The sequence below is a fragment of the Pseudomonas rhizophila genome, from assembly GCF_003033885.1.
Classification (GTDB): Bacteria; Pseudomonadota; Gammaproteobacteria; order Pseudomonadales; family Pseudomonadaceae; genus Aquipseudomonas; species Aquipseudomonas rhizophila.
Genome location: NZ_CP024081.1, coordinates 1,976,711 through 1,996,107, shown reverse-complemented (window position 1 = coordinate 1,996,107; position 19,397 = coordinate 1,976,711). Strand labels below are relative to the sequence as shown.

General features: G+C 61.9%; 14 protein-coding genes. 5 read left to right on the top strand and 9 right to left on the bottom strand.

The features are described 5' to 3' along the window. The first annotated feature begins 93 nt into the window (after positions 1 to 93). The 5 genes from CRX69_RS09345 to CRX69_RS09325 all read left to right on the top strand — a co-directional run bounded on the left by CRX69_RS09345 (position 94) and on the right by CRX69_RS09325 (position 8,145). The gene (locus CRX69_RS09345; protein ID WP_076383618.1) at positions 94 to 1,251 is read left to right on the top strand and encodes an efflux RND transporter periplasmic adaptor subunit; all 1,158 of its coding nucleotides are present in this window, start codon (positions 94 to 96) and stop codon (positions 1,249 to 1,251) included. After that, on the top strand, positions 1,248 to 4,358 hold the full coding sequence (locus CRX69_RS09340) for a multidrug efflux RND transporter permease subunit (protein WP_107321913.1): 3,111 nt from the start codon (positions 1,248 to 1,250) through the stop codon (positions 4,356 to 4,358). Before CRX69_RS09345 ends, CRX69_RS09340 begins: the two co-directional genes overlap by 4 nt. Positions 4,359 to 4,367: 9 nt before the next feature. Further along, positions 4,368 to 5,039 carry a heavy metal response regulator transcription factor gene (locus CRX69_RS09335; RefSeq protein ID WP_047228825.1) on the top strand — a complete coding sequence of 224 codons (672 nt, stop codon included), beginning with the start codon at positions 4,368 to 4,370 and terminating at the stop codon, positions 5,037 to 5,039. After that, positions 5,036 to 6,403, top strand: coding sequence for a heavy metal sensor histidine kinase (locus CRX69_RS09330; protein ID WP_171061319.1), 1,368 nt, complete (start codon positions 5,036 to 5,038; stop codon positions 6,401 to 6,403). The genes CRX69_RS09335 and CRX69_RS09330 overlap by 4 nt, the downstream gene beginning before the upstream one ends. 245 nt (positions 6,404 to 6,648) lie before the next feature. Next, positions 6,649 to 8,145, top strand: coding sequence for a sensor domain-containing diguanylate cyclase (locus CRX69_RS09325; protein WP_107323247.1), 1,497 nt, complete (start codon positions 6,649 to 6,651; stop codon positions 8,143 to 8,145). Between the two features lie 754 nt (positions 8,146 to 8,899). Here CRX69_RS09325 and lpxC read toward each other — a convergent pair. From lpxC to murD, 9 genes are all read right to left on the bottom strand, one after another. Beyond that, positions 8,900 to 9,811, bottom strand: coding sequence for a UDP-3-O-acyl-N-acetylglucosamine deacetylase (lpxC, locus tag CRX69_RS09320; RefSeq protein WP_030139673.1), 912 nt, complete (start codon positions 9,809 to 9,811; stop codon positions 8,900 to 8,902). 112 nt (positions 9,812 to 9,923) lie between these two features. Further along, entirely contained in the window at positions 9,924 to 11,117 is a 1,194-nt protein-coding gene (ftsZ, locus tag CRX69_RS09315) for a cell division protein FtsZ (RefSeq protein WP_047228824.1), read from the bottom strand. 100 nt (positions 11,118 to 11,217) lie between these two features. Next, complete coding sequence (gene ftsA, locus CRX69_RS09310) at positions 11,218 to 12,477, bottom strand: cell division protein FtsA (RefSeq protein ID WP_076383614.1); 1,260 nt, start codon at positions 12,475 to 12,477, stop codon at positions 11,218 to 11,220. A gap of 15 nt (positions 12,478 to 12,492) precedes the next feature. Beyond that, entirely contained in the window at positions 12,493 to 13,359 is an 867-nt protein-coding gene (locus CRX69_RS09305; protein ID WP_047228822.1) for a cell division protein FtsQ/DivIB, read from the bottom strand. A gap of 2 nt (positions 13,360 to 13,361) precedes the next feature. Then, entirely contained in the window at positions 13,362 to 14,327 is a 966-nt protein-coding gene (locus CRX69_RS09300; protein ID WP_076383613.1) for a D-alanine--D-alanine ligase, read from the bottom strand. Then, a complete protein-coding gene (murC, locus tag CRX69_RS09295) occupies positions 14,324 to 15,784 on the bottom strand; it encodes a UDP-N-acetylmuramate--L-alanine ligase (RefSeq protein WP_107321912.1) in 1,461 nt (486 codons plus the stop codon). Before murC ends, CRX69_RS09300 begins: the two co-directional genes overlap by 4 nt. Continuing rightward, positions 15,777 to 16,847, bottom strand: a complete 1,071-nt coding sequence (gene murG, locus CRX69_RS09290; RefSeq protein ID WP_107321911.1) for an undecaprenyldiphospho-muramoylpentapeptide beta-N-acetylglucosaminyltransferase — start codon at positions 16,845 to 16,847, stop codon at positions 15,777 to 15,779. Before murG ends, murC begins: the two co-directional genes overlap by 8 nt. Then, complete coding sequence (gene ftsW / locus CRX69_RS09285; protein WP_047228818.1) at positions 16,837 to 18,054, bottom strand: putative lipid II flippase FtsW; 1,218 nt, start codon at positions 18,052 to 18,054, stop codon at positions 16,837 to 16,839. The genes murG and ftsW overlap by 11 nt, the downstream gene beginning before the upstream one ends. Further along, on the bottom strand, positions 18,051 to 19,397 hold the full coding sequence (gene murD, locus CRX69_RS09280) for a UDP-N-acetylmuramoyl-L-alanine--D-glutamate ligase (RefSeq protein ID WP_107321910.1): 1,347 nt from the start codon (positions 19,395 to 19,397) through the stop codon (positions 18,051 to 18,053). Before murD ends, ftsW begins: the two co-directional genes overlap by 4 nt.

Below are 19,397 nucleotides of genomic sequence, written 5' to 3'. Positions count from 1 at the left end.
AGCCCGTCAGTTAGGCGTCACCTTCCTGACCACCTCACAACGCTATATAAGAAAGATAAAAATCCCTCTGTCCTGAACCGGCCTCCCACATCCATGCACATCCAGAAAAAAACCGTCTTGCTCGTCGCGCTCCTGGTCGCTCTGGCAGCTGTCGCCCTCTGGTATGTCATGAAGCCTGTCACCGCCAAGCCCGGCGCGCCCGTGGCCGTGCCGGTAAGGGTCGTCAGCGTGGTGCAAAAGGATGTGCCGCGCTTTGCCAGTGGCATCGGCACGGTGTTGTCACTGCACAGCGTGGTGATCCGCCCGCAGATCGACGGCATCCTCACTCAACTGCTGGTCAAGGAAGGGCAACAGGTCAAGAAGGGGGAACTGCTGGCCACCATCGACGACCGCTCGATCCGCGCCAGCCTTGACCAGGCCAGGGCCCAACTCGGTGAAAGCCAGGCACAACTGGCGGTCGCCCAGGTCAATCTCAAGCGTTACAAATTGCTCAGTGTCGACGACGGCGTATCGAAACAGACCTACGACCAGCAACAGGCACTGGTCAACCAGCTCAAGGCCACCGCCCAGGGCAATCAGGCGGCCATCGATGCCGCCCAGGTGCAGTTGTCCTACACCCGGATCCGCTCCCCGGTGACCGGTCGCGTCGGCATTCGCAACGTGGACGAAGGCAACTTCCTGCGCACCAGCGACACCGAGGGCTTGTTCACCGTGACCCAGATCGACCCGATCGCAGTGGAGTTCGCCCTGCCCCAACAAATGCTGCCCACCTTGCAACGGTTGATGGCCGCCCCCGAGCAAGCGCTGGTCCAGGCCTACATAGGCGCTGATGGGACCTCCGGTGAAATGCTCGGCGAGGGCCGCCTGAGCCTGATCGACAACCAGATCAACGCCAACACCGGCACCCTGCGGGCCAAGGCTGAATTCAGCAACGCCGCGCAACGGCTATGGCCAGGGCAGTTGGTGACATTGAAAATCCAGACCGCACTCGACAAGGACGCCCTGGTGGTTCCACCGACCGTGGTTCAGCGCGGCCTGGAGCAACCTTTCGTGTACCGAATCACCGGCGACCGGGTAGAGAGCGTACCGGTGGTGATGGTCTACCAGGACAGTGACCTGCACATCATCAAAGGGGTGAGCGCGGGCGATCAACTGGTGAGCGACGGTCAGTCACGGCTCAAGCCGGGCAGCCGCATCCAGGTGCTCGGTGACCCAGTGGCCCAGGCCAATGTGTCGGAGCCAAAACCATGAAGGGCCGCGGTTCGGTTTCGGCGTGGTGCATCGACCATCCCATCGCCACGGTCCTGATGACCTTCGCCCTGATACTGCTGGGATTGATCGCCTTTCCTCGCCTGCCTGTCGCGCCGTTACCTGAAGCGGAATTCCCGACCATCCAGGTCAGGGCTCTGTTGCCCGGCGCCAGCCCCGAAACCATGGCGTCGTCGGTGGCGACCCCACTGGAAGTGCAATTCAGCGCCATTTCCGGCATTACCCAGATGACCTCAAGCAGTGCCCTGGGCTCGACCAACCTGACCTTGCAGTTCAGCCTGGACAAAAGCATCGACACCGCCGCCCAGGAAGTGCAAGCGGCCATCAATACCGCCTCCGGCAAACTGCCCCAGGACATGCCGAATCTGCCCACCTGGCGCAAAGTCAATCCGGCCGACAGCCCGGTGTTGATCCTCAGCATCAGCTCCAGCCTGATGCCCGGCACCGAATTGAGCGACTACGTCGAAACCCTGCTCGCCCGGCAACTCAGCCAGATCGATGGCGTGGGACAAATCTACATCACCGGCCAGCAACGTCCGGCGATCCGGGTACAGGCCTCGGCGGACCGACTCGCCGCCATCGGTCTGACCCTGGCCGACATTCGCGTGGCGCTCCAGCAGGCCAGCCTCAACCTGGCCAAGGGGGCGCTTTACGGCGAGTCGAGCGTTTCCACCCTGTCCACCAACGATCAGCTGTTCCAGCCGGAGGAATATGGTGAGTTGATCGTGTCCTACAAGGATGGGGCACCGGTTCATCTCAAGGACGTCGCCAAAGTCATCAATGGTTCGGAAGACGCCTACATTCAGGCCTGGTCCGATGAGCAACCGGGGCTCAACCTGGTGATTTTCCGTCAGCCGGGGGCGAACATCGTCGACACCGTCGACCGCATCCAGGCAGCCTTGCCGACCCTGGAAGCCATGCTGCCTGCGGCCGTGCAAGTCAAGGTACTGAACGACCGTACACAGACTATCCGCGCTTCGCTGCATGAGGTGGAGATCACCTTGCTGATCGCGGTGCTGCTGGTGGTGGCGGTGATGGCGCTGTTCCTGCGCCAGCTCTCGGCGACCCTGATTGTCTCAGCGGTCCTGGGCGTGTCGCTGATCGCCAGTTTCGCCCTGATGTATGTGATGGGCTTCAGTCTGAACAACCTGACCCTGGTGGCTATCGTGATCTCGGTCGGGTTCGTGGTGGACGATGCGATTGTAGTGGTGGAGAACATTCACCGGCACCTGGAGGCGGGTGATGGCATGCGCGAAGCGGCGATCAAAGGAGCTGGCGAAATCGGCTTCACGGTGATCTCCATCAGTTTTTCGCTGATAGCCGCGTTCATTCCCTTGCTCTTCATGGGCGGCGTGGTCGGGCGTCTGTTCAAGGAGTTTGCCCTGACCGCCACTTCGACCATCCTGATTTCGGTGGTGGTGTCCCTGACCCTGGCACCGACCCTGGCCGCGCTGTTCATGCGCGCCCCGACGCCTCATGCCCATGGCAAGCGAAGTTTCGGCGAACGCCTGCTGGGTGGGTATGAACGGACACTGCGCTGGGCCCTGGCCCATCAGAGGCTGATGATCGGCGTGTTCGGCGTGAGCCTGGTGCTGGCAGTGGCGGGCTACGTATTCATTCCCAAGGGTTTCTTCCCGGTACAAGACACCGGCCTGGTGCTGGGCACCAGCGAAGCCGCCGCCGACGTGTCATTCCCGGACATGGTGGCCAAACACAAGGCCCTGGCCGAGATCGTCGCCGCCGACCCGGCGGTGCAGAGCTTTTCTCACGCTGTCGGCGTCTCGGGTTCCAACCAGACCATCGCCAATGGTCGCTTCTGGATCGCCCTCAAGCCCCAGGATCAGCGTGACGTGTCGGCCAGCGCGTTCATCGACCGGATCCGCCCCAAACTGCTGGGCATCCCCGGCGTGGTGCTGTACCTGAGGGCCGGGCAGGACATCAACCTCAGTCCCGGTCCGAGCCGCGCCCAGTATCAATACGTGCTCAAGAGCAACGACGGACCGACGCTGAACACCTGGACACAAAAACTCACCGACAGGCTGCGCGGTAACCCCGCGTTCCGGGACATCTCCAACGACCTGCAACTGGGCGGCAGCATCACCCACATCAACATCGACCGCAGCGCGGCGGCGCGCTTTGGCCTCACCGCCAGCGATGTCGACCAGGCCCTGTACGACGCCTTCGGCCAGCGGCAGATCAACGAATTCCAGACTGAAACCAACCAGTACAACGTGATCCTGGAGCTCGACACCGCGCAACGCGGCAAGGCCGAGAGCCTGGCCTATTTCTACTTGCGCTCGCCGCTCAGTGGAGAGATGGTCCCGCTCTCGGCCCTGGCCCGCTTCGATGCGCCGACCAACGGCCCGCTGTCCATTGCCCATGACGGCATGTTCCCGGCCGCCAACCTGTCGTTCAACCTGGCGCCCGGCGTGGCATTGGGGGATGCGGTGCGCATGCTCGACCAGGCCAAGAACGAGGTCGGCATGCCGGCCTCCATTACCGGCAACTTCCAGGGCGCGGCCCAGGCGTTCCAAAGTTCCCTGGCCAGCCAGCCATGGCTGATCCTCGCCGCACTGTTGGCGGTGTACATCATCCTCGGCGTGCTCTACGAGAGTTTCGTGCATCCATTGACGATCATCTCCACCCTGCCCTCGGCCGGCCTCGGCGCGCTGGTCATGCTGTGGTTGCTGGGCCAGGATTTTTCGATCATGGCGCTGATCGGGCTGGTGCTGCTGATCGGCATCGTCAAGAAAAACGGCATCCTGATGATCGACTTCGCTCTCGACGCCCAGCGCAAGGGTGGCTTGACGCCCCAGGAAGCGATTTTCCAGGCATGCCTGACCCGATTTCGCCCGATCATCATGACCACCCTGGCCGCCCTGCTGGGCGCCCTGCCGCTGATGCTCGGCTCCGGCCCCGGCGCAGAACTGCGCCAGCCGTTGGGCATTGCAGTGGTCGGCGGCCTGCTGGTGAGCCAGGCGCTGACGTTGTTCACTACACCGGTCATATACTTATGGCTCGAGCGACTGTTTCATCGGCCCGTCCAGCAGCCCGGACCTGCGCCGACGACGCTGGCGACCACAGACTGAGGCGGGACCATGCGCGTTCTGATCATCGAAGACGAAGAAAAAACCGCGGACTATCTGCATCGCGGCCTGAGCGAACAGGGCTACACCGTAGATGTGGCGCCGGACGGCGTCGAGGGGCTGCACCTGGCGCTGGAAAGCGACTACGCGGTGATCGTGCTGGACGTCATGCTGCCAGGCCTGGACGGCTTCGGCGTGCTGCGGGCCCTGCGCGCCCGCAAACAGACGCCGGTGATCATGCTCACCGCTCGTGAACGTGTCGAAGACCGCATCAAGGGCTTGCGAGACGGCGCCGATGATTACCTGGGCAAGCCGTTCTCCTTCCTGGAGCTGGTGGCCCGCCTGCAAGCCCTGACCCGCCGCAGCGGCAGTCATGAACCGGTGCAGGTCAGCATCGCCGACCTGTGGATCGACCTGATCAGCCGCAAGGCCACCCGAGCAGGCCAACGCCTGGACCTGACGGCCAAGGAGTTCTCGCTGCTCAGCGTCCTGGCACGTCGCCAGGGCGAAATACTGTCGAAAACCGCCATTGCCGAAATGGTCTGGGACATCAACTTCGACAGCGACGCCAATGTGGTGGAAGTGGCCATCAAACGCTTGCGGGCCAAGCTCGACGGGCCGTTCGAACAGAAACTGCTGCACACGATTCGTGGAATGGGTTATGTGCTGGAGAGCAGAGAGTGACTTTGCCCGACAGTATTGCCCTGCGCCTGAGCGGCATGTTCACGCTGGTGGCGGCATTGGTGTTCCTGTTGATCGGCGGAGCCTTGTACCAGCAAGTCGAAAAGGGTCTGGGCCTGCTGCCGGAAGCCGAACTCGATGCGCGCTACAGCGTGCTCGAATCCACGGTCGGTCGCTACGGCACACCCGAGCACTGGGTGAAGATCAATAACAAGTTGCGCCTGCTGGGAGAGGAAGACAAACGCATTCACTTCTGGATCGTCAGTGGCGATCCACGCTTTGAATATGGCAACCCCGATCCACAGATTCGTGCCTTCGCCGAAGGTTCGCTGGGCAAGCGCGACCTGAAACTGGCGGCCCAGCAATACCCGATGAAAGTGCTCGTCAGCCAGTTCCCGGCCAAGGACCAGCGTCCACCGTTGCGCTTCATGATCGGCATCGACACCCAGACGTTCTACCAGACCCAACACTATTTGCTCGTGGCACTGGTGAGCCTGGCGATTGTCGGGGTGATCCTGGCCTCCTTGCTGGGCTACTGGGTAGCGCGTATCGGCCTCAAGCCGCTGATCAAACTGTCCGATGAGGCCAGACGCCTGACACCACCGCGCTTGTCCGGGCGCTTGCAGATGTCACCGTTGGCGCCGGAGCTCAGTCAATTCGTCAGTTCCTTCAACGCCACCCTCGACCGGGTCGAACAGGCGTACTCGCGACTGGAGTCGTTCAACGCCGACGTCGCCCATGAACTGCGCTCGCCCCTGACCAACCTGATCGGCCAGACCCAGGTGGCGCTGACCCGTGGGCGCTCGGCCGAACATTACTTCGAGGTGCTGCAATCGAATCTCGAAGAGCTGGAGCGACTGCGCTCGATCATCAACGACATGCTGTTCCTCGCCAGCGCCGACCAGGGCAACAAAGCCACCAAACTCACCAGCACCTCCCTGGCCGGCGAAGTGGCGACCACCCTCGACTACCTGGACTTCATCCTTGAAGACGCCCAGGTCCAGGTCAGGGTCAGCGGTGACGCCCAGGCCAACATCGAGATCGCCCACCTGCGCCGCGCACTGATCAACCTGCTGAGCAACGCGGTGCGACACACCGCCCCGGGGCAAGTGATCAATGTGCGCATCGAGGCCCTGGGCGACCAGATCACCCTCGCCGTCACCAACCCCGGCGAACCGATTGCCGATGAACACCTGCCACGCCTGTTCGAACGGTTCTACCGGGTAGATGCCTCCCGCAGCAACAGTGGCGCCAACCACGGGTTGGGGCTGGCCATCGTCAAGGCGATTGCGCTGATGCACGGCGGGGATGTCTTCGTGCGCAGTGACCGGGGCGTGAATACCTTCGGGATCCGCTTGCCGGCCTGACACCCCACGCTGTTTAGATCGTATTGGGATGAATTCCAGGCGATTGAATGCTGGATGAAAGCCATATCAAGCAAAGTAAAAAGATCTCCGCCTTCGGCAGCGCTCACGCGTTATTGCGCGAACACTGATTGCCCGCTCTCACCGATCCAAGCACAATCAGCAAAAGGCCAGCATCTGGTGCATTGCCGGTTATGCAACCCTTTGGGACGGATCCCAGCCACATGACAAATGCAGACATCGGAACCATGAGCGCGAGCAGTGCGACACCCGGCAATACCCCGTTTTCGATACGCTCGGAACGGGTACTCGTACTGGCCAGTTCGTTGGTTGTCATTGCCATCCTGAGCATCGTGACCTTCCTGCTGATCCGCGAATACGCCGCTGCCCAACAGGCCGCGACACGTTCGGCGACCAATATCGTGCAACTGATTGATGCCGACGTGCTGCGCAACGTGGAGCTCTACGATCTGTCGCTACAAGGTTTGGTCGCCGCCACCCAACGCGACGACCTGAAAGACGTTTCGCCGACGATTCGCCACTTGGCCCTCTTCGACCGTGCCACCGCCGCCCCCTATAAAGGCGACATCCTGCTGCTCGACAAGCGCGGCAATGTAGTCGCCGACTCCGCCTCGATCGAGCCACGAAAGGGCAACTACGCCGACCGGGAATACTTCCAGTCCCATGTCCATAACCCAAGCCCGGGCATGATGATCAGTCGCCCGTTTCGCTCCAGAAGTGCCGCGCAGGACTGGCGTATCAGTTTCAGCTACAGACTAAACGACGAACAAGGGGAGTTCCTGGGCGTGGCGGAAGCCGCGATGCGCTTGAACTATTTCAACCAATTGTTCAAGAGCCTGAACATCGGTCATGGCGGCACAGTCAATCTGGTGAGCAGCGAAGGCTTTCTGTTGGCCCAGGAGCCGCCCCTGGCCGAGGACCTGATTGGCAAGGATTTCAGCAACCGCCCGAACTTCATGCGCATCCTGCGCGAAGGCAACGGCAGCTTCACCAGCGTATCCGGTCAGGACCAGAAGCCGCGCCTGTACACCTTCTCCCAAGTGGGCGACCTGCCTTTGATCGTGGTGGTAGCGCTCTCCTCCGATGAAGTCTTCGCCTCCTGGAAACGCACGGCGCTGCTGGTCAGCGGTGCTACGGGGGCATTGTGCATCGGCTTGCTCTGGCTCACCTGGCTGCTGCGTCATGAACTTAGGCGGCGCCACCATGCTGAACGGGAACTGGCGCAACTGGCGTCCATCGACTCGCTGACGGGCCTGGCCAACCGCCGGACTCTGGACGAAACGCTGCAACAGGAATGGCTGCGGGCCCAGCGTTCGGGCCAACCGCTGTCAGTCATGATGATCGATGCCGATCACTTCAAGGCATTCAACGATCGCCACGGCCACCCAAGTGGTGATGAGGCCTTGCGCACCCTTGCGCATCTGATCGGCAGGCATGTCCGCCGACCGGCCGACCTGGCAGCGCGCTACGGCGGTGAGGAGTTCGCGGTGGTACTGCCGGAAACCACCACCGCCGGAGCCTTTACCATGGCCCAGAACATTCGCGAAGCGGTGGAACAGTTGCCCCCCTTCATTACCGGCGCAGCCCCCATGACCGTCAGCATTGGCATTGCCACCTGGGCCCAAGGACCTTATGGCGAACTCGAGCAGCTCATGTTCGCTGCTGACAAGGCGCTATACCAGGCCAAGGCCAGTGGGCGCAATCGTGTGGTTTGTGCGATGTAACGGACCCTTCCATGTGGCTATTCGACCGATTTGGGTAGGTGTGTATCCATTGCTGCGGTAACGGGGCGCCGAGATCAACGTCCACCGCGAGGCGGCCTGACAGCCGACCTGTTTTTTGATGACCGCGTTCATCCTGTGGGAGCGAGCCTGCTCACGATGACGGTGGTTCAGTCAATGAGGATGTTGAATGTGCCGGCCTCTTCGCGAGCAGGCTCGCTCCCACAATTGGATCGGAGTACTACCACAAGAAATAGGCCGGCTGTCAGGCCGCCTTCGCGAGCAAGCTTTGCTCCCACAGATCTGACAGGTGTACGACCGAAAGAACCAGGCCGGCTGTCAGGCCGCCTCGCGGTGGACGTTGATCTCGGCGCCCCGTTAACCACGCTGGCCGAACGCAGGCATTGTGGAGTGGGCATCCCGGCATGGATGCCGGGATAGCCGCGCTGGACCATGGATGGTCCTTCGCGGCGGGCCCACGGAGCAATGCCGGAGTGAGGGCATGCCGAGCCTAAGCGAGGCACCTAGTGGTGGGGCATGAGCGCTTTGGTTACTTTCGCGCTTTTCGAAAGTGACCCGCCGTAAGGGCGGAACCGCCAGTGGCCATTACCGCAGAAACGGATATGTACCCCAACTCAACTCAACTCAACTCAACTCAAAAAACAGCATTCCCCCTATTGCCACAAACGTCCCAGAAAGCAGCCATAAAAAAAGGCCACCCGAAGGCAGCCTTTAAAAACTAGAGAGGTTTTTATGCTTACACGGCCGCTACAGGGCGCATGTAAGAGATTGGTGCGGTGCTGGCGTCTTCGAACGTCACGACTTCCCAAGCATCTTTCTGCTCAATCAACTTGCGCAGCAGCTGGTTGTTCAGCGCGTGGCCGGACTTGAAGCCTTTGAACTCACCAATCAGGCTATTGCCCAGCAGGTAGAGGTCGCCGATTGCATCGAGAATCTTGTGCTTGACGAATTCGTCTTCATAACGAAGGCCGTCCTCGTTCAACACACCATCGGAATCAACCACGATCGCGTTTTCAACACTGCCGCCGAGTGCGAGGTTGTGCTTGCGCAGGTACTCGATATCACTCATGAAACCAAAGGTACGGGCGCGGCTGACTTCTTTTACGAACGAAGTGCTGGAAAAGTCCACGCTTGCACTCTGGGTGCGGTCACGGAAAACCGGGTGATCGAAATCGATCTCGAAGCTCACCTTGAAACCTTCGAAAGGCACGAAAGTGGCGCGTTTGTCGCCGTCTTCCACTGTCACTTCCCGCAGGATACGGATGAACTTCTTGGCTGCGTCCTGCTCTTCCAGGCCAGCCGATTGAATCAGGAATACGAAGGGTCCGGCACTGCCATCCATGATCGGGACTTCGGACGCGGAGAGCTCGACGTAGGCGTTATCGATGCCCAGGCCAGCCATGGCCGAGAGCAAATGCTCCACCGTATCCACTTTGGTGTCACCGTTGACCAGTGTGGTCGACATAGTGGTTTCACCAACGTTTTCCGCGCGAGCAGGGATCTGCACCACAGGGTCGAGGTCGGCACGACAAAACACGATGCCAGTATCGACAGGCGCGGGCTTGAGGGTCAGGTAGACCTTCTCACCGGAGTGCAAGCCGACACCTGTGGCACGGATAATATTCTTCAGGGTGCGTTGTTTAATCATGGCATGGGCCGCTTCAGCGCAAATTGCGAACTGGTATCAACAAAGGCTGGCGATAATAGCAGACCAGACCTTTGCTGAACACCAATCACCCGTATCCCCCTGATACATTTCATCAATCGGCCTGACGACGCAGGAATGCCGGGATGTCCAGGTAATCCAGATCGTCTTGCGGATTCATCTTCGCGGCAGTCGCAGCACCGGCCTGAGCCTGGTTGCGCATGACGGTCGGACGGTCCAGGTCACGGTAGTTCACCGCGGGTTGTTCCTGACGAGCGGCTGCTTGTTGCTGCGGCTGCGATGCCAGGGAGGTCTGAACGGTGTTATCGATCACCTTCATCGGTTTCTCGATTTTCGCGCCCAGGCCAGTGGCAACCACGGTCACGTGCAGCTCGTCACGCATGTCAGGATCGATCACGGTGCCGACCTTGACCATGGCGTGGTCGGAAGCGAACGCTTCGATGATGCTACCCACGTCGGAGTACTCGCCTAGGGACAGGTCCGGACCGGCGGTGATGTTCACCAGGATGCCACGGGCGCCCTGCAGGTTGACGTCTTCGAGCAACGGGTTGCGGATAGCCGCTTCGGTGGCTTCGCGAGCACGGTTCGGACCGCTGGCGCAGCCAGTGCCCATCATCGCCATGCCCATTTCGGACATCACGGTGCGTACGTCGGCGAAGTCGACGTTGATCATGCCTGGACGCTTGATGATGTCGGAGATACCGCGAACGGCACCGGCCAGTACGTCATCGGCCTTGGCGAAAGCCGACAGCAGGCTTGCGTCCTTACCCAGGATGGTCAGCAGCTTCTCGTTGGGAATGGTGATCAACGAGTCGACGCTTTCGCTCAGCGCGCGGATGCCCTCATCGGCAATCTGCATGCGCTTGCGGCCTTCGAACGGGAACGGACGGGTCACCACCGCAACGGTGAGGATGCCCATTTCCTTGGCTACTTCGGCGATGATCGGCGCCGCACCGGTACCGGTACCGCCGCCCATGCCAGTGGTGATGAACACCATGTTGGTGCCAGCCAGGACTTCAGCGATGCGCTCGCGGTCTTCCAGGGCAGCCTGACGGCCAACCTCGGGATTGGCGCCGGCACCCAGGCCCTTGGTCACGCCGGTACCCAGTTGAAGGATGGTTCGCGCGCCGATGTTTTTCAGCGCTTGAGCATCAGTGTTGGCGCAAATGAATTCGACGCCTTCGATGTTGCTCTTGACCATGTGGTTGACAGCGTTGCCGCCGCCACCGCCGACACCGATTACCTTGATAACCGGGCTAGCGGGGATGTTGTCTACGAGTTCGAACATTTTCCCTCTCCTTTCATTCTCTAGTTTTTTCGCCTACTGCGTTTGTTGCATCTTCCAGTGCCAAGCCAGAGGCTCGTCGCTTGAAGCTTTAAACCTGTTGCTAAAAATTGCCCTTCACCCAAGCCTGGAGCCGCTCGAAAAGCGGCGCCTTCGGCTCGTCGCTGTTGTAGCTGTCGCGGCTGCCGATGCCCGAGAACGAAACCCCGTCGGACTGCTTCTGCAGGCCGTACATCAACAGGCCCACGCCGGTGGAGTAAATCGGGTTGCGGACCACGTCATCCAGGCCCTTGACGCCATGGGGCACGCCCAGGCGCACCGGCATGTGGAAAATCTCTTCGGCCAGTTCGACCGCGCCTTCCATCTTCGACGTACCGCCGGTCAGCACGATGCCGGCCGGGATCAGGTCTTCGTAGCCACTGCGACGCAGCTCAGCCTGGATCAGCGTGAACAGCTCGTCGTAACGCGGCTCGACCACTTCGGCCAACGCCTGGCGGGACAACTCGCGCGGAGGACGTTCGCCAACGCTTGGCACTTTGATGGTTTCACCGGCACCGGCCAGTTTCGCCAGGGCGCAGGCGTAGCGGATCTTGATTTCTTCGGCGTACTGGGTCGGAGTGCGCAAGGCCATGGCGATGTCGTTGGTGACCTGATCACCGGCAATCGGGATCACTGCCGTGTGGCGGATCGCGCCTTCGGTGAAGATCGCGATGTCGGTGGTGCCGCCGCCGATGTCCACCAGGCACACGCCCAGTTCCTTCTCGTCGTCAGTCAGTACCGAGTAGGCCGAGGCCAGTTGCTCGAGGATGATGTCGTCGATTTCCAGGCCGCAACGGCGCACGCATTTCTCGATGTTCTGCGCGGCGTTCACGGCACAGGTCACCACGTGGACCTTGGCTTCCAGGCGCACGCCGGACATGCCCAGGGGCTCCCGCACGCCTTCCTGGTTATCGATCACATAATCCTGCGGCAGGGTGTGCAGCACACGCTGGTCGGCCGGGATCGCCACGGCCTGCGCCGCGTCGAGCACGCGCTCAAGGTCAGCGGAGCTGACTTCACGGTCACGAATCGCCACGATGCCGTGGGAGTTCAGGCTGCGGATGTGATTACCTGCCACACCGACGAACGCTGAGTGGATCCGGCAACCGGCCATCAGCTGCGCTTCTTCAATGGCGCGCTGGATCGATTGCACGGTGGACTCGATGTTCACCACCACGCCTTTTTTCAAGCCACGGGACGGGTGGGTACCGATCCCGACGATGACCAGCGTGCCGTCGTCCGCGACCTCGCCTACCAGCGCAACCACCTTGGAAGTGCCGATATCCAGACCGACGATCATTTTTCCGCTTTGCACGTTTGCCATGGGTCCTGCCTCTTCTTAATTCTTCGCGACGGCGGGTTCAGCCGTCGTGGGCGCTACAGGTTCCCGCCAGCCAACAGCCAGGCCGTTGGCGTAGCGCAGATCGATGCGCGCGATGTTCGTAATCTGGTCTTTGAGCGTCTTGTCATAGATGGCAATGAAGCGGCGCATCTTTTCCACCTGGTTGCCGCGCCCGAGCAGCAGCTCGATGCCCGGCCCCGAGCTGCCCGCGCCAGTGGTCAGGAACCAGCTGCCGCGCTCACGCAACTCCAGGCGCGCGATGGAGAAGCCCAGCGGCCGCAACATCTGACTCAACACCTGGTACTGCTGCATTACTTTCTGCTGGGCCCGCTGAGGACCGAACAGTTGTGGCAAATGTTCGTAGTTGGCCAGTTCCCGCGGCGTGAACGCCTGACCCTGGTTGTTCAACAGCGACTCGTCACCCCAGCGGGCCACGGGCAGTTGTTCTTCCAGGCGGATCGATACCTGGTCAGGCCATACCCGCCGCACTTCGGCATGGGCGATCCAGGGCATCTGCTCCAGTTCCTTGCGCATGCCCGCCAGGTCGATGGTGAAGAAGCTCGACGCCACGAATGGGGCGATCCGCTGCTGCACTGCTTGCTGACTGATGTAGCTCAGGTCGCCCTGCACATTGATCCGGGCGATCGGCCGATCCGCATAGGGCAGCAACCGCTGAGCCCCTTCGTACGTACCGAACCCCAACGCCACCAACAACACCGGCCAGAACAGACTCTTGAGAAAACCGAAGTTGGCTTTCGGCAGGCGCGCCGACATCGGCTCTTTGGCCACCATTCGGCTGGCACCCCGCGGCACCGGCTTGCGACCGGGTGCGGATGGCTGATGACGAAGCGATGCGCCTTGCATGCTTAACCTCTTGGCTCTTGAGAGCCGACACTGGCGGCCAGGATCGACAGCACCAATTGCTGGAAATCCAGGCCGGCGGCACGGGCCGCCATCGGTACCAGGCTGTGATCGGTCATGCCCGGGGCGGTGTTGACTTCCAGGAACCAGAACTGCCCGTCGGCGTCCTGCATCACGTCCGCCCGGCCCCAACCGGCAATACCCAGCGCCTCACAGGCCTTGGCCGTGAGGTCCATCAGTTGTTTTTCCTTGGCGCTGTCCAGCCCGCATGGAATGCGGTACTGGGTGTCATTGGCCACGTACTTGGCGTCGTAGTCGTAGAACGTGTGCGGCGTGCCCAGGGCAATCGGGGGCAACACCTGGTCACGCAGGGTGGCGATGGTGAACTCGGGACCGGTGATCCACTGCTCGACCAACACTTGCGAATCGTAGGAACTGGCGTCTTTCCATGCCGCGGTCAACTCAGGCAGCGAAGTCACTTTCGCCATGCCGATACTTGAACCTTCATGGGCCGGTTTGACGATCAAAGGGAAGCCCAGTTCCGTGGCCGCCGAAATACAATCGGCCTCGGATGCCAGCACGGCGTGACGGGGCGTGGGAATGCCGAGACTGTGCCAGACCTGCTTGGTGCGCAGTTTGTCCATGGCCAAGGCAGACGCCAGGATGCCGCTGCCGGTGTAGGGAATACCCAGGCATTCGAGCAGGCCCTGCATGCTGCCGTCTTCGCCGCCGCGGCCATGAAGAATGATGAACGCGCGGTCGATTTTTTCGTTCAGCAGGCGCTGCAAAAAGTCGTCGCCTACGTCGATGCCGAACGCGTCGACACCGGCGCTTTGCAGGGCTTGCAGCACGGCGTTGCCAGACTTGAGGGACACTTCGCGCTCGGCGCTCTTGCCGCCGAACAGCACGGCGACGCGGCCGAAGGCTTTCGGGTCCAGGGTCGAAACCAGGTTGGCGTAGGCAGCAGTCATTTCAGTTTCCCCTCGCTGGATGCCACGATTGCCCCGGCGAATAACGGACTTTTCAACAGTTTCGGGGCCAGGCCACCGATGTCACCGGCGCCTTGGCACAGCAGGATGTCGCCAGCGCGCAGCAGCGGTTTGACCAGCGGTGCGAGGTCCACGCCGCGCTCGATGTAGATCGGGTCCAACTGACCGCGTTGGCGAATGCTGTGGCACAGCTGACGGCTGTCGGCACCCGGGATCGGCTCCTCGCCGGCCGGATAGACTTCCATCAGCAGCAGCACATTGGCGTCGGCCAAAACCTGGACGAAATCGTCGTACAGGTCGCGGGTACGGCTGTAGCGGTGCGGCTGGTAGACCATCACCAGGCGACGCTCCGGCCAGCCACCGCGCACGGCCTTGATCACCGCCGCGACTTCGGTCGGGTGGTGGCCGTAATCGTCCACCAGCATCACGTTGCCGCCGTCCACCGGCAGTTCGCCGTAGACCTGGAAACGTCGTCCCACGCCCTGGAACCCGGACAGGCCCTGGACAATGGCTTCGTCACTGACACCTTCGTCGGTGGCGATGCAAATGGTGGCCAGGGCATTGAGCACGTTGTGGTTGCCCGGCATGTTCACCGACACATCCAGCGGCTCGCGGTCAGGGCGCAGCACCGTGAAGAACGTCTGCATGCCCTGCTGGCGTACGTTGATGGCGCGCACGTCGGCTTCTTCGCCAAAACCGTAGGTCACGGTCGGGCGCTTGATCAGCGGCAGGATCTCGCGCACCACCGGATCGTCCAGGCACACCACTGCCAAACCGTAGAACGGCAGGTTGTGGAGGAACTCGACGAAAGTTTTCTTCAGTTTGTTGAAGTCACCGTCGTAGGTCGCCATGTGGTCGGCGTCGATGTTGGTGACCACGGCCACCAGCGGCTGCAGGTGCAAGAAGCTCGCATCGCTTTCGTCGGCTTCGGCGATCAGGTAACGGCTGGTGCCCAGCTGGGCATTGGTGCCCGCGGCATTCAGACGACCGCCGATCACGAAAGTCGGGTCCAGGCCACCGGCAGCGAACACCGAGGCGATCAGGCTGGTGGTGGTGGTCTTGCCATGGGTACCGGCAACGGCGATGCCGTGGCGATAACGCATCAGTTCGGCCAGCATCTCGGCACGCGGCACCACGGGAATGCGCCGTTCCAGGGCGGTCGCAACTTCCGGGTTGGAGGTGTTCACGGCGCTGGAGACCACCAGCACATCAGCGTTGGCGGCGTTCTCGGCACGGTGGCCGATGAAAATCTGCGCGCCAAAGGATTCCAGGCGCTCGGTAACCGGCGAGGCTTTCAGGTCGGAACCGGAAACCTCATAGCCCAGGTTCAGCAACACTTCGGCGATCCCGCACATGCCCACGCCGCCGATACCGACGAAATGGATGCGGCGGATACGGCGCATTTCCGGTTGCGGCATGGCTTTGCGATTCTCAACCATGGGCCACCTCCAGGCAGGTATCGACCACTTGAACCGTGGCGTCGGGTTTGGCCAGGCGACGGGCGGCGCGGGCCATGTCTTCGATTGTTTGCGGTTGCATCAAAACCTCTGTCAGGCGCGCGGCAAGATCCGCGGCACCAGTCGTTCTTTGCGGCATCAGGAAGGCAGCGCCTTCACGGGCCAAATAATCGGCGTTGCGGGTCTGGTGGTCGTCGATGGCGTGGGGCAAAGGCACCAGCATCGAGGGCAGACCGGCGGCGGCCAGTTCGCTGATGGTCAACGCGCCTGCGCGGCAGACCACCAGGTCGGCCCAGCCATAGGCTTGGGCCATGTCTTTGATGAAAGGCTGCACTTGCGCCTCGACGCCTGCGGCGCGGTAGCGCTCGGCGGTGACTTCATCGTGGTTTTTGCCGGCCTGGTGAAACACCTCGGGCCGCAGTTCGGGAGCGACCTGCGACAAGGCTTCGGGCAGCAATTTGTTCAACGGCTCCGCCCCCAGGCTTCCGCCCAGGATCAGCAAACGCGCCTTGCGTCCGGCCAGGGCCGGGCGCGGTGTATCGAGGAACAGCTCGGTACGCACCGGGTTACCGGTGGTACGACGGCTGCCCGACAGGGTAAAGGTGTCGGGAAAGGCTTCACAGACTCGAGCGGCCAACGGCACCAGTAACCGATTGGCGGTACCGGCCACGGCGTTCTGCTCGTGAACGATAACCGGCACACCGGCCAGTTTTGCCGCAACACCGCCAGGACCGGTCACATAACCACCAAAGCCCACCACGCATACCGGCCGCAACCGACGAATGATCGCCCGGGCCTGCCAGATCGACTTGAGCAGCATCAGCGGCGCCTTGAGCAGCGACAACTTGCCTTTGCCCCGCAGGCCGCTGGCGCTGATCCGGTGCAGTTCCAGGCCGGCGGCGGGCACCAGTTCGTTCTCGATGCCCCGTGGCGTGCCCAGCCAGTGCACGGTGTAACCGCGCGCCTGGAACTCCCGGGCACAGGCCAGCGCCGGGAACACATGCCCCCCGGTTCCGCCGGCCATGATCAGCACGTTAGCGCCCATGAGTCGGCTCCTCGGCGAAGTCGCTCTCCTGGAATTCCATCTCTTCGCTGCCCAGGTGGGTTCGACTCTCCCATTCGATGCGCAACAACAAGCCCAGACAGGCACAGCAAATCACCAGGGAACTGCCGCCGTAACTGAGGAACGGCAGCGTCAGGCCTTTGGTTGGCAACAGGCCGACGTTCACGCCGATGTTGATCAGGAACTGACCGATCCACAGGAACGACAAGCCATACGCCACGTACGCGGCGAAATACTGCTTGGCCCGCTCGGCCCACAAACCGATGTACATGCCGCGCACACAGACGAAGACGAACAACCCGACGGTGAGCAGCGAACCGACCACGCCCAGTTCTTCGGCCAATACCGAGAACACGAAGTCGGTATGGGCTTCGGGCAAATAGAACTGCTTCTGCACGCTGTTGCCCAGGCCTACGCCCAGCCATTCGCCGCGACCGAAGGCGATCAGGGCCTGGGTCAATTGATAACCGGAACCGAACTGGTCGGCCCACGGGTCGGTGAACGTGATCAGACGCGCCATCCGGTAAGGTTGCGCTTGCACCAGCACCGTCACCGCGCCGACCGCCAGCGCCACCATCAGGGTGAAGCGAAACAGCCCGACACCGCCGAGGAACAACATCGCCGCTGCGGCCCCCATCATCACCACCGTGGCGCCGAAATCCGGCTCCATCAGCAGCAGGCCGGCCATCGGCAGCAACACAATGAACGGCTTGAAAAATCCCATCCAGCTCTCGCGCACTTCTTTCTGACGACGCACCAGATACCCGGCGAGGTAGATCACCACGAAGACCTTGGCGATCTCCGAAGGCTGTACGTTGAAGAAGCTGAAGCCGATCCAGCGCATCGAACCGTTGACCTCGCGACCGATGCCCGGCAACAGCACCATCACCAACAGACCAAAGGCACCGAGCAACATCATCCAACCCAGGCGTTGCCAGGTGGCGATCGGCACCATCATGGTGACAATGCACGCGACCAAACCGATCACCAGGTAAATCAGGTGACGAATCATGTGATAAAGGGTATTGCCCGATTGCACGGCAGCCACTTCCGACGATGCGGAAGTGATCATCACCAGGCCCAGGCCCAGCAGCGCCAGGCAACCGACGAGCATCGGGAAATCCAGGTCGATGCCGCGCCCGGTGATCAGCGGAGACGGGTATGGCTTGATGATGTTCATCAGGTTCATGCCAAGCCCTCCACGGCCCGGGCGAACAACTGCCCGCGCTCTTCGTAGTTCTTGAACATGTCGAAACTGGCGCAGGCCGGCGACAACAGCACGGCATCGCCCGACTGTGCGAGGGCGCGGCATTGCTGCACCGCTTCGTCCAGCGAAGCGACGCGTACCAGCGGCACCCCGTCACCGAGGGCCTGGGCGATCAATTCGCGGTCACGCCCCATCAGCACCACGGCCCGGCAGTTGACCGCAACCGGATCGCGCAGGTCCTTGAAGTCGGCACCCTTGCCGTCGCCGCCGGCGATCAGCACGAGCTTGCCTTGGATGTCCGCGCCCAGGCCCTCAATGGCAGCCAGCGCGGCACCCACGTTGGTGGCCTTGGAATCGTTGTACCAGGCCACCCCGTCAAGATCGCGAACCCACTGGCAGCGGTGCTCGAGCCCGGCAAACGTGCGCAGGGCCGACAGCATGGCGTCGAACGGCAGACCGACCGCATGTCCCAGGGCCAGCGCCGCCAGGGCATTGGCCTGGTTGTGGGCGCCGCGAATCTTCAGCTCGCGCACCGGCATCAGGTTCTGGAATTCGAAGGCCAGGTATTTCTCGCCATTCTCTTCGCGCAACCCGAAGCCTTTGAAATCCGGCACACCGAGGCCGAAGGACCAGCATGGCATGCCCTCGCCCAGCAACGGACGAGTCAGGGCGTCCTGACGGTTGAACACTACCTGCCGAGCCCCCCGGAAAATCCGGTGCTTGGCCAGGTGATAAGCCGGCAGGCCGCTATAGCGGTCCATGTGGTCTTCGCTGATGTTGAGCACGGTCGCCACTTCGGCGCCCAAGTGGTCGGTGGTTTCAAGCTGGAAGCTCGACAACTCCATCACGTACAGCTCGACGTCATCACTGAGCAGATCCAGCGCCGGGGTTCCCAGGTTGCCACCCACGGCAACCCGCTTACCGGCCGCCGCAGCCATTTCACCCACCAGGGTGGTGACGGTGCTTTTGGCGTTGGAGCCGCTGATGGCGATGATCGGCGCCTTGGCGTGACGGGCGAACAGCTCGATGTCACCGGACAACTTCACGCCACGGGCGGCGGCGGCCTGCAAGGCCGGGGTTGCCAGCGCAAGGCCGGGGCTCACGTAGAGCTCGTCGGCGCGGCACAGGAACTCGACATCCAGCTCGCCACAACGCACGTCCACCTGCGGGTAGTCACGACGCAGCGTGGCCAGCTCAGGTGGATTTTCCCGCGTATCGGCCACGGCAAACGACACGCCCCGGTTCGCCAGGAAGCGAACCAGGGACATGCCGCTCTTGCCGAGGCCGACAACGATGCGGAAGTGGTCAGAAGCGATCAGGGACAC

What these genes read in the sequence shown, in the direction of transcription:
- ftsZ (WP_047228824.1), bottom strand. Translation starts at nt 11,117, where the DNA reads ATGTTCGAACTCGTAGACAACATCCCCGCTAGCCCGGTTATCAAGGTA.
- CRX69_RS09325 (WP_107323247.1), top strand. Translation starts at nt 6,649, where the DNA reads ATGAGCGCGAGCAGTGCGACACCCGGCAATACCCCGTTTTCGATACGC.
- CRX69_RS09340 (WP_107321913.1), top strand. Translation starts at nt 1,248, where the DNA reads ATGAAGGGCCGCGGTTCGGTTTCGGCGTGGTGCATCGACCATCCCATC.
- lpxC (WP_030139673.1), bottom strand. Translation starts at nt 9,811, where the DNA reads ATGATTAAACAACGCACCCTGAAGAATATTATCCGTGCCACAGGTGTC.
- CRX69_RS09335 (WP_047228825.1), top strand. Translation starts at nt 4,368, where the DNA reads ATGCGCGTTCTGATCATCGAAGACGAAGAAAAAACCGCGGACTATCTG.
- CRX69_RS09305 (WP_047228822.1), bottom strand. Translation starts at nt 13,359, where the DNA reads ATGCAAGGCGCATCGCTTCGTCATCAGCCATCCGCACCCGGTCGCAAG.
- CRX69_RS09300 (WP_076383613.1), bottom strand. Translation starts at nt 14,327, where the DNA reads ATGACTGCTGCCTACGCCAACCTGGTTTCGACCCTGGACCCGAAAGCC.
- CRX69_RS09345 (WP_076383618.1), top strand. Translation starts at nt 94, where the DNA reads ATGCACATCCAGAAAAAAACCGTCTTGCTCGTCGCGCTCCTGGTCGCT.
- murC (WP_107321912.1), bottom strand. Translation starts at nt 15,784, where the DNA reads ATGGTTGAGAATCGCAAAGCCATGCCGCAACCGGAAATGCGCCGTATC.
- murG (WP_107321911.1), bottom strand. Translation starts at nt 16,847, where the DNA reads ATGGGCGCTAACGTGCTGATCATGGCCGGCGGAACCGGGGGGCATGTG.
- ftsW (WP_047228818.1), bottom strand. Translation starts at nt 18,054, where the DNA reads ATGAACCTGATGAACATCATCAAGCCATACCCGTCTCCGCTGATCACC.
- ftsA (WP_076383614.1), bottom strand. Translation starts at nt 12,477, where the DNA reads ATGGCAAACGTGCAAAGCGGAAAAATGATCGTCGGTCTGGATATCGGC.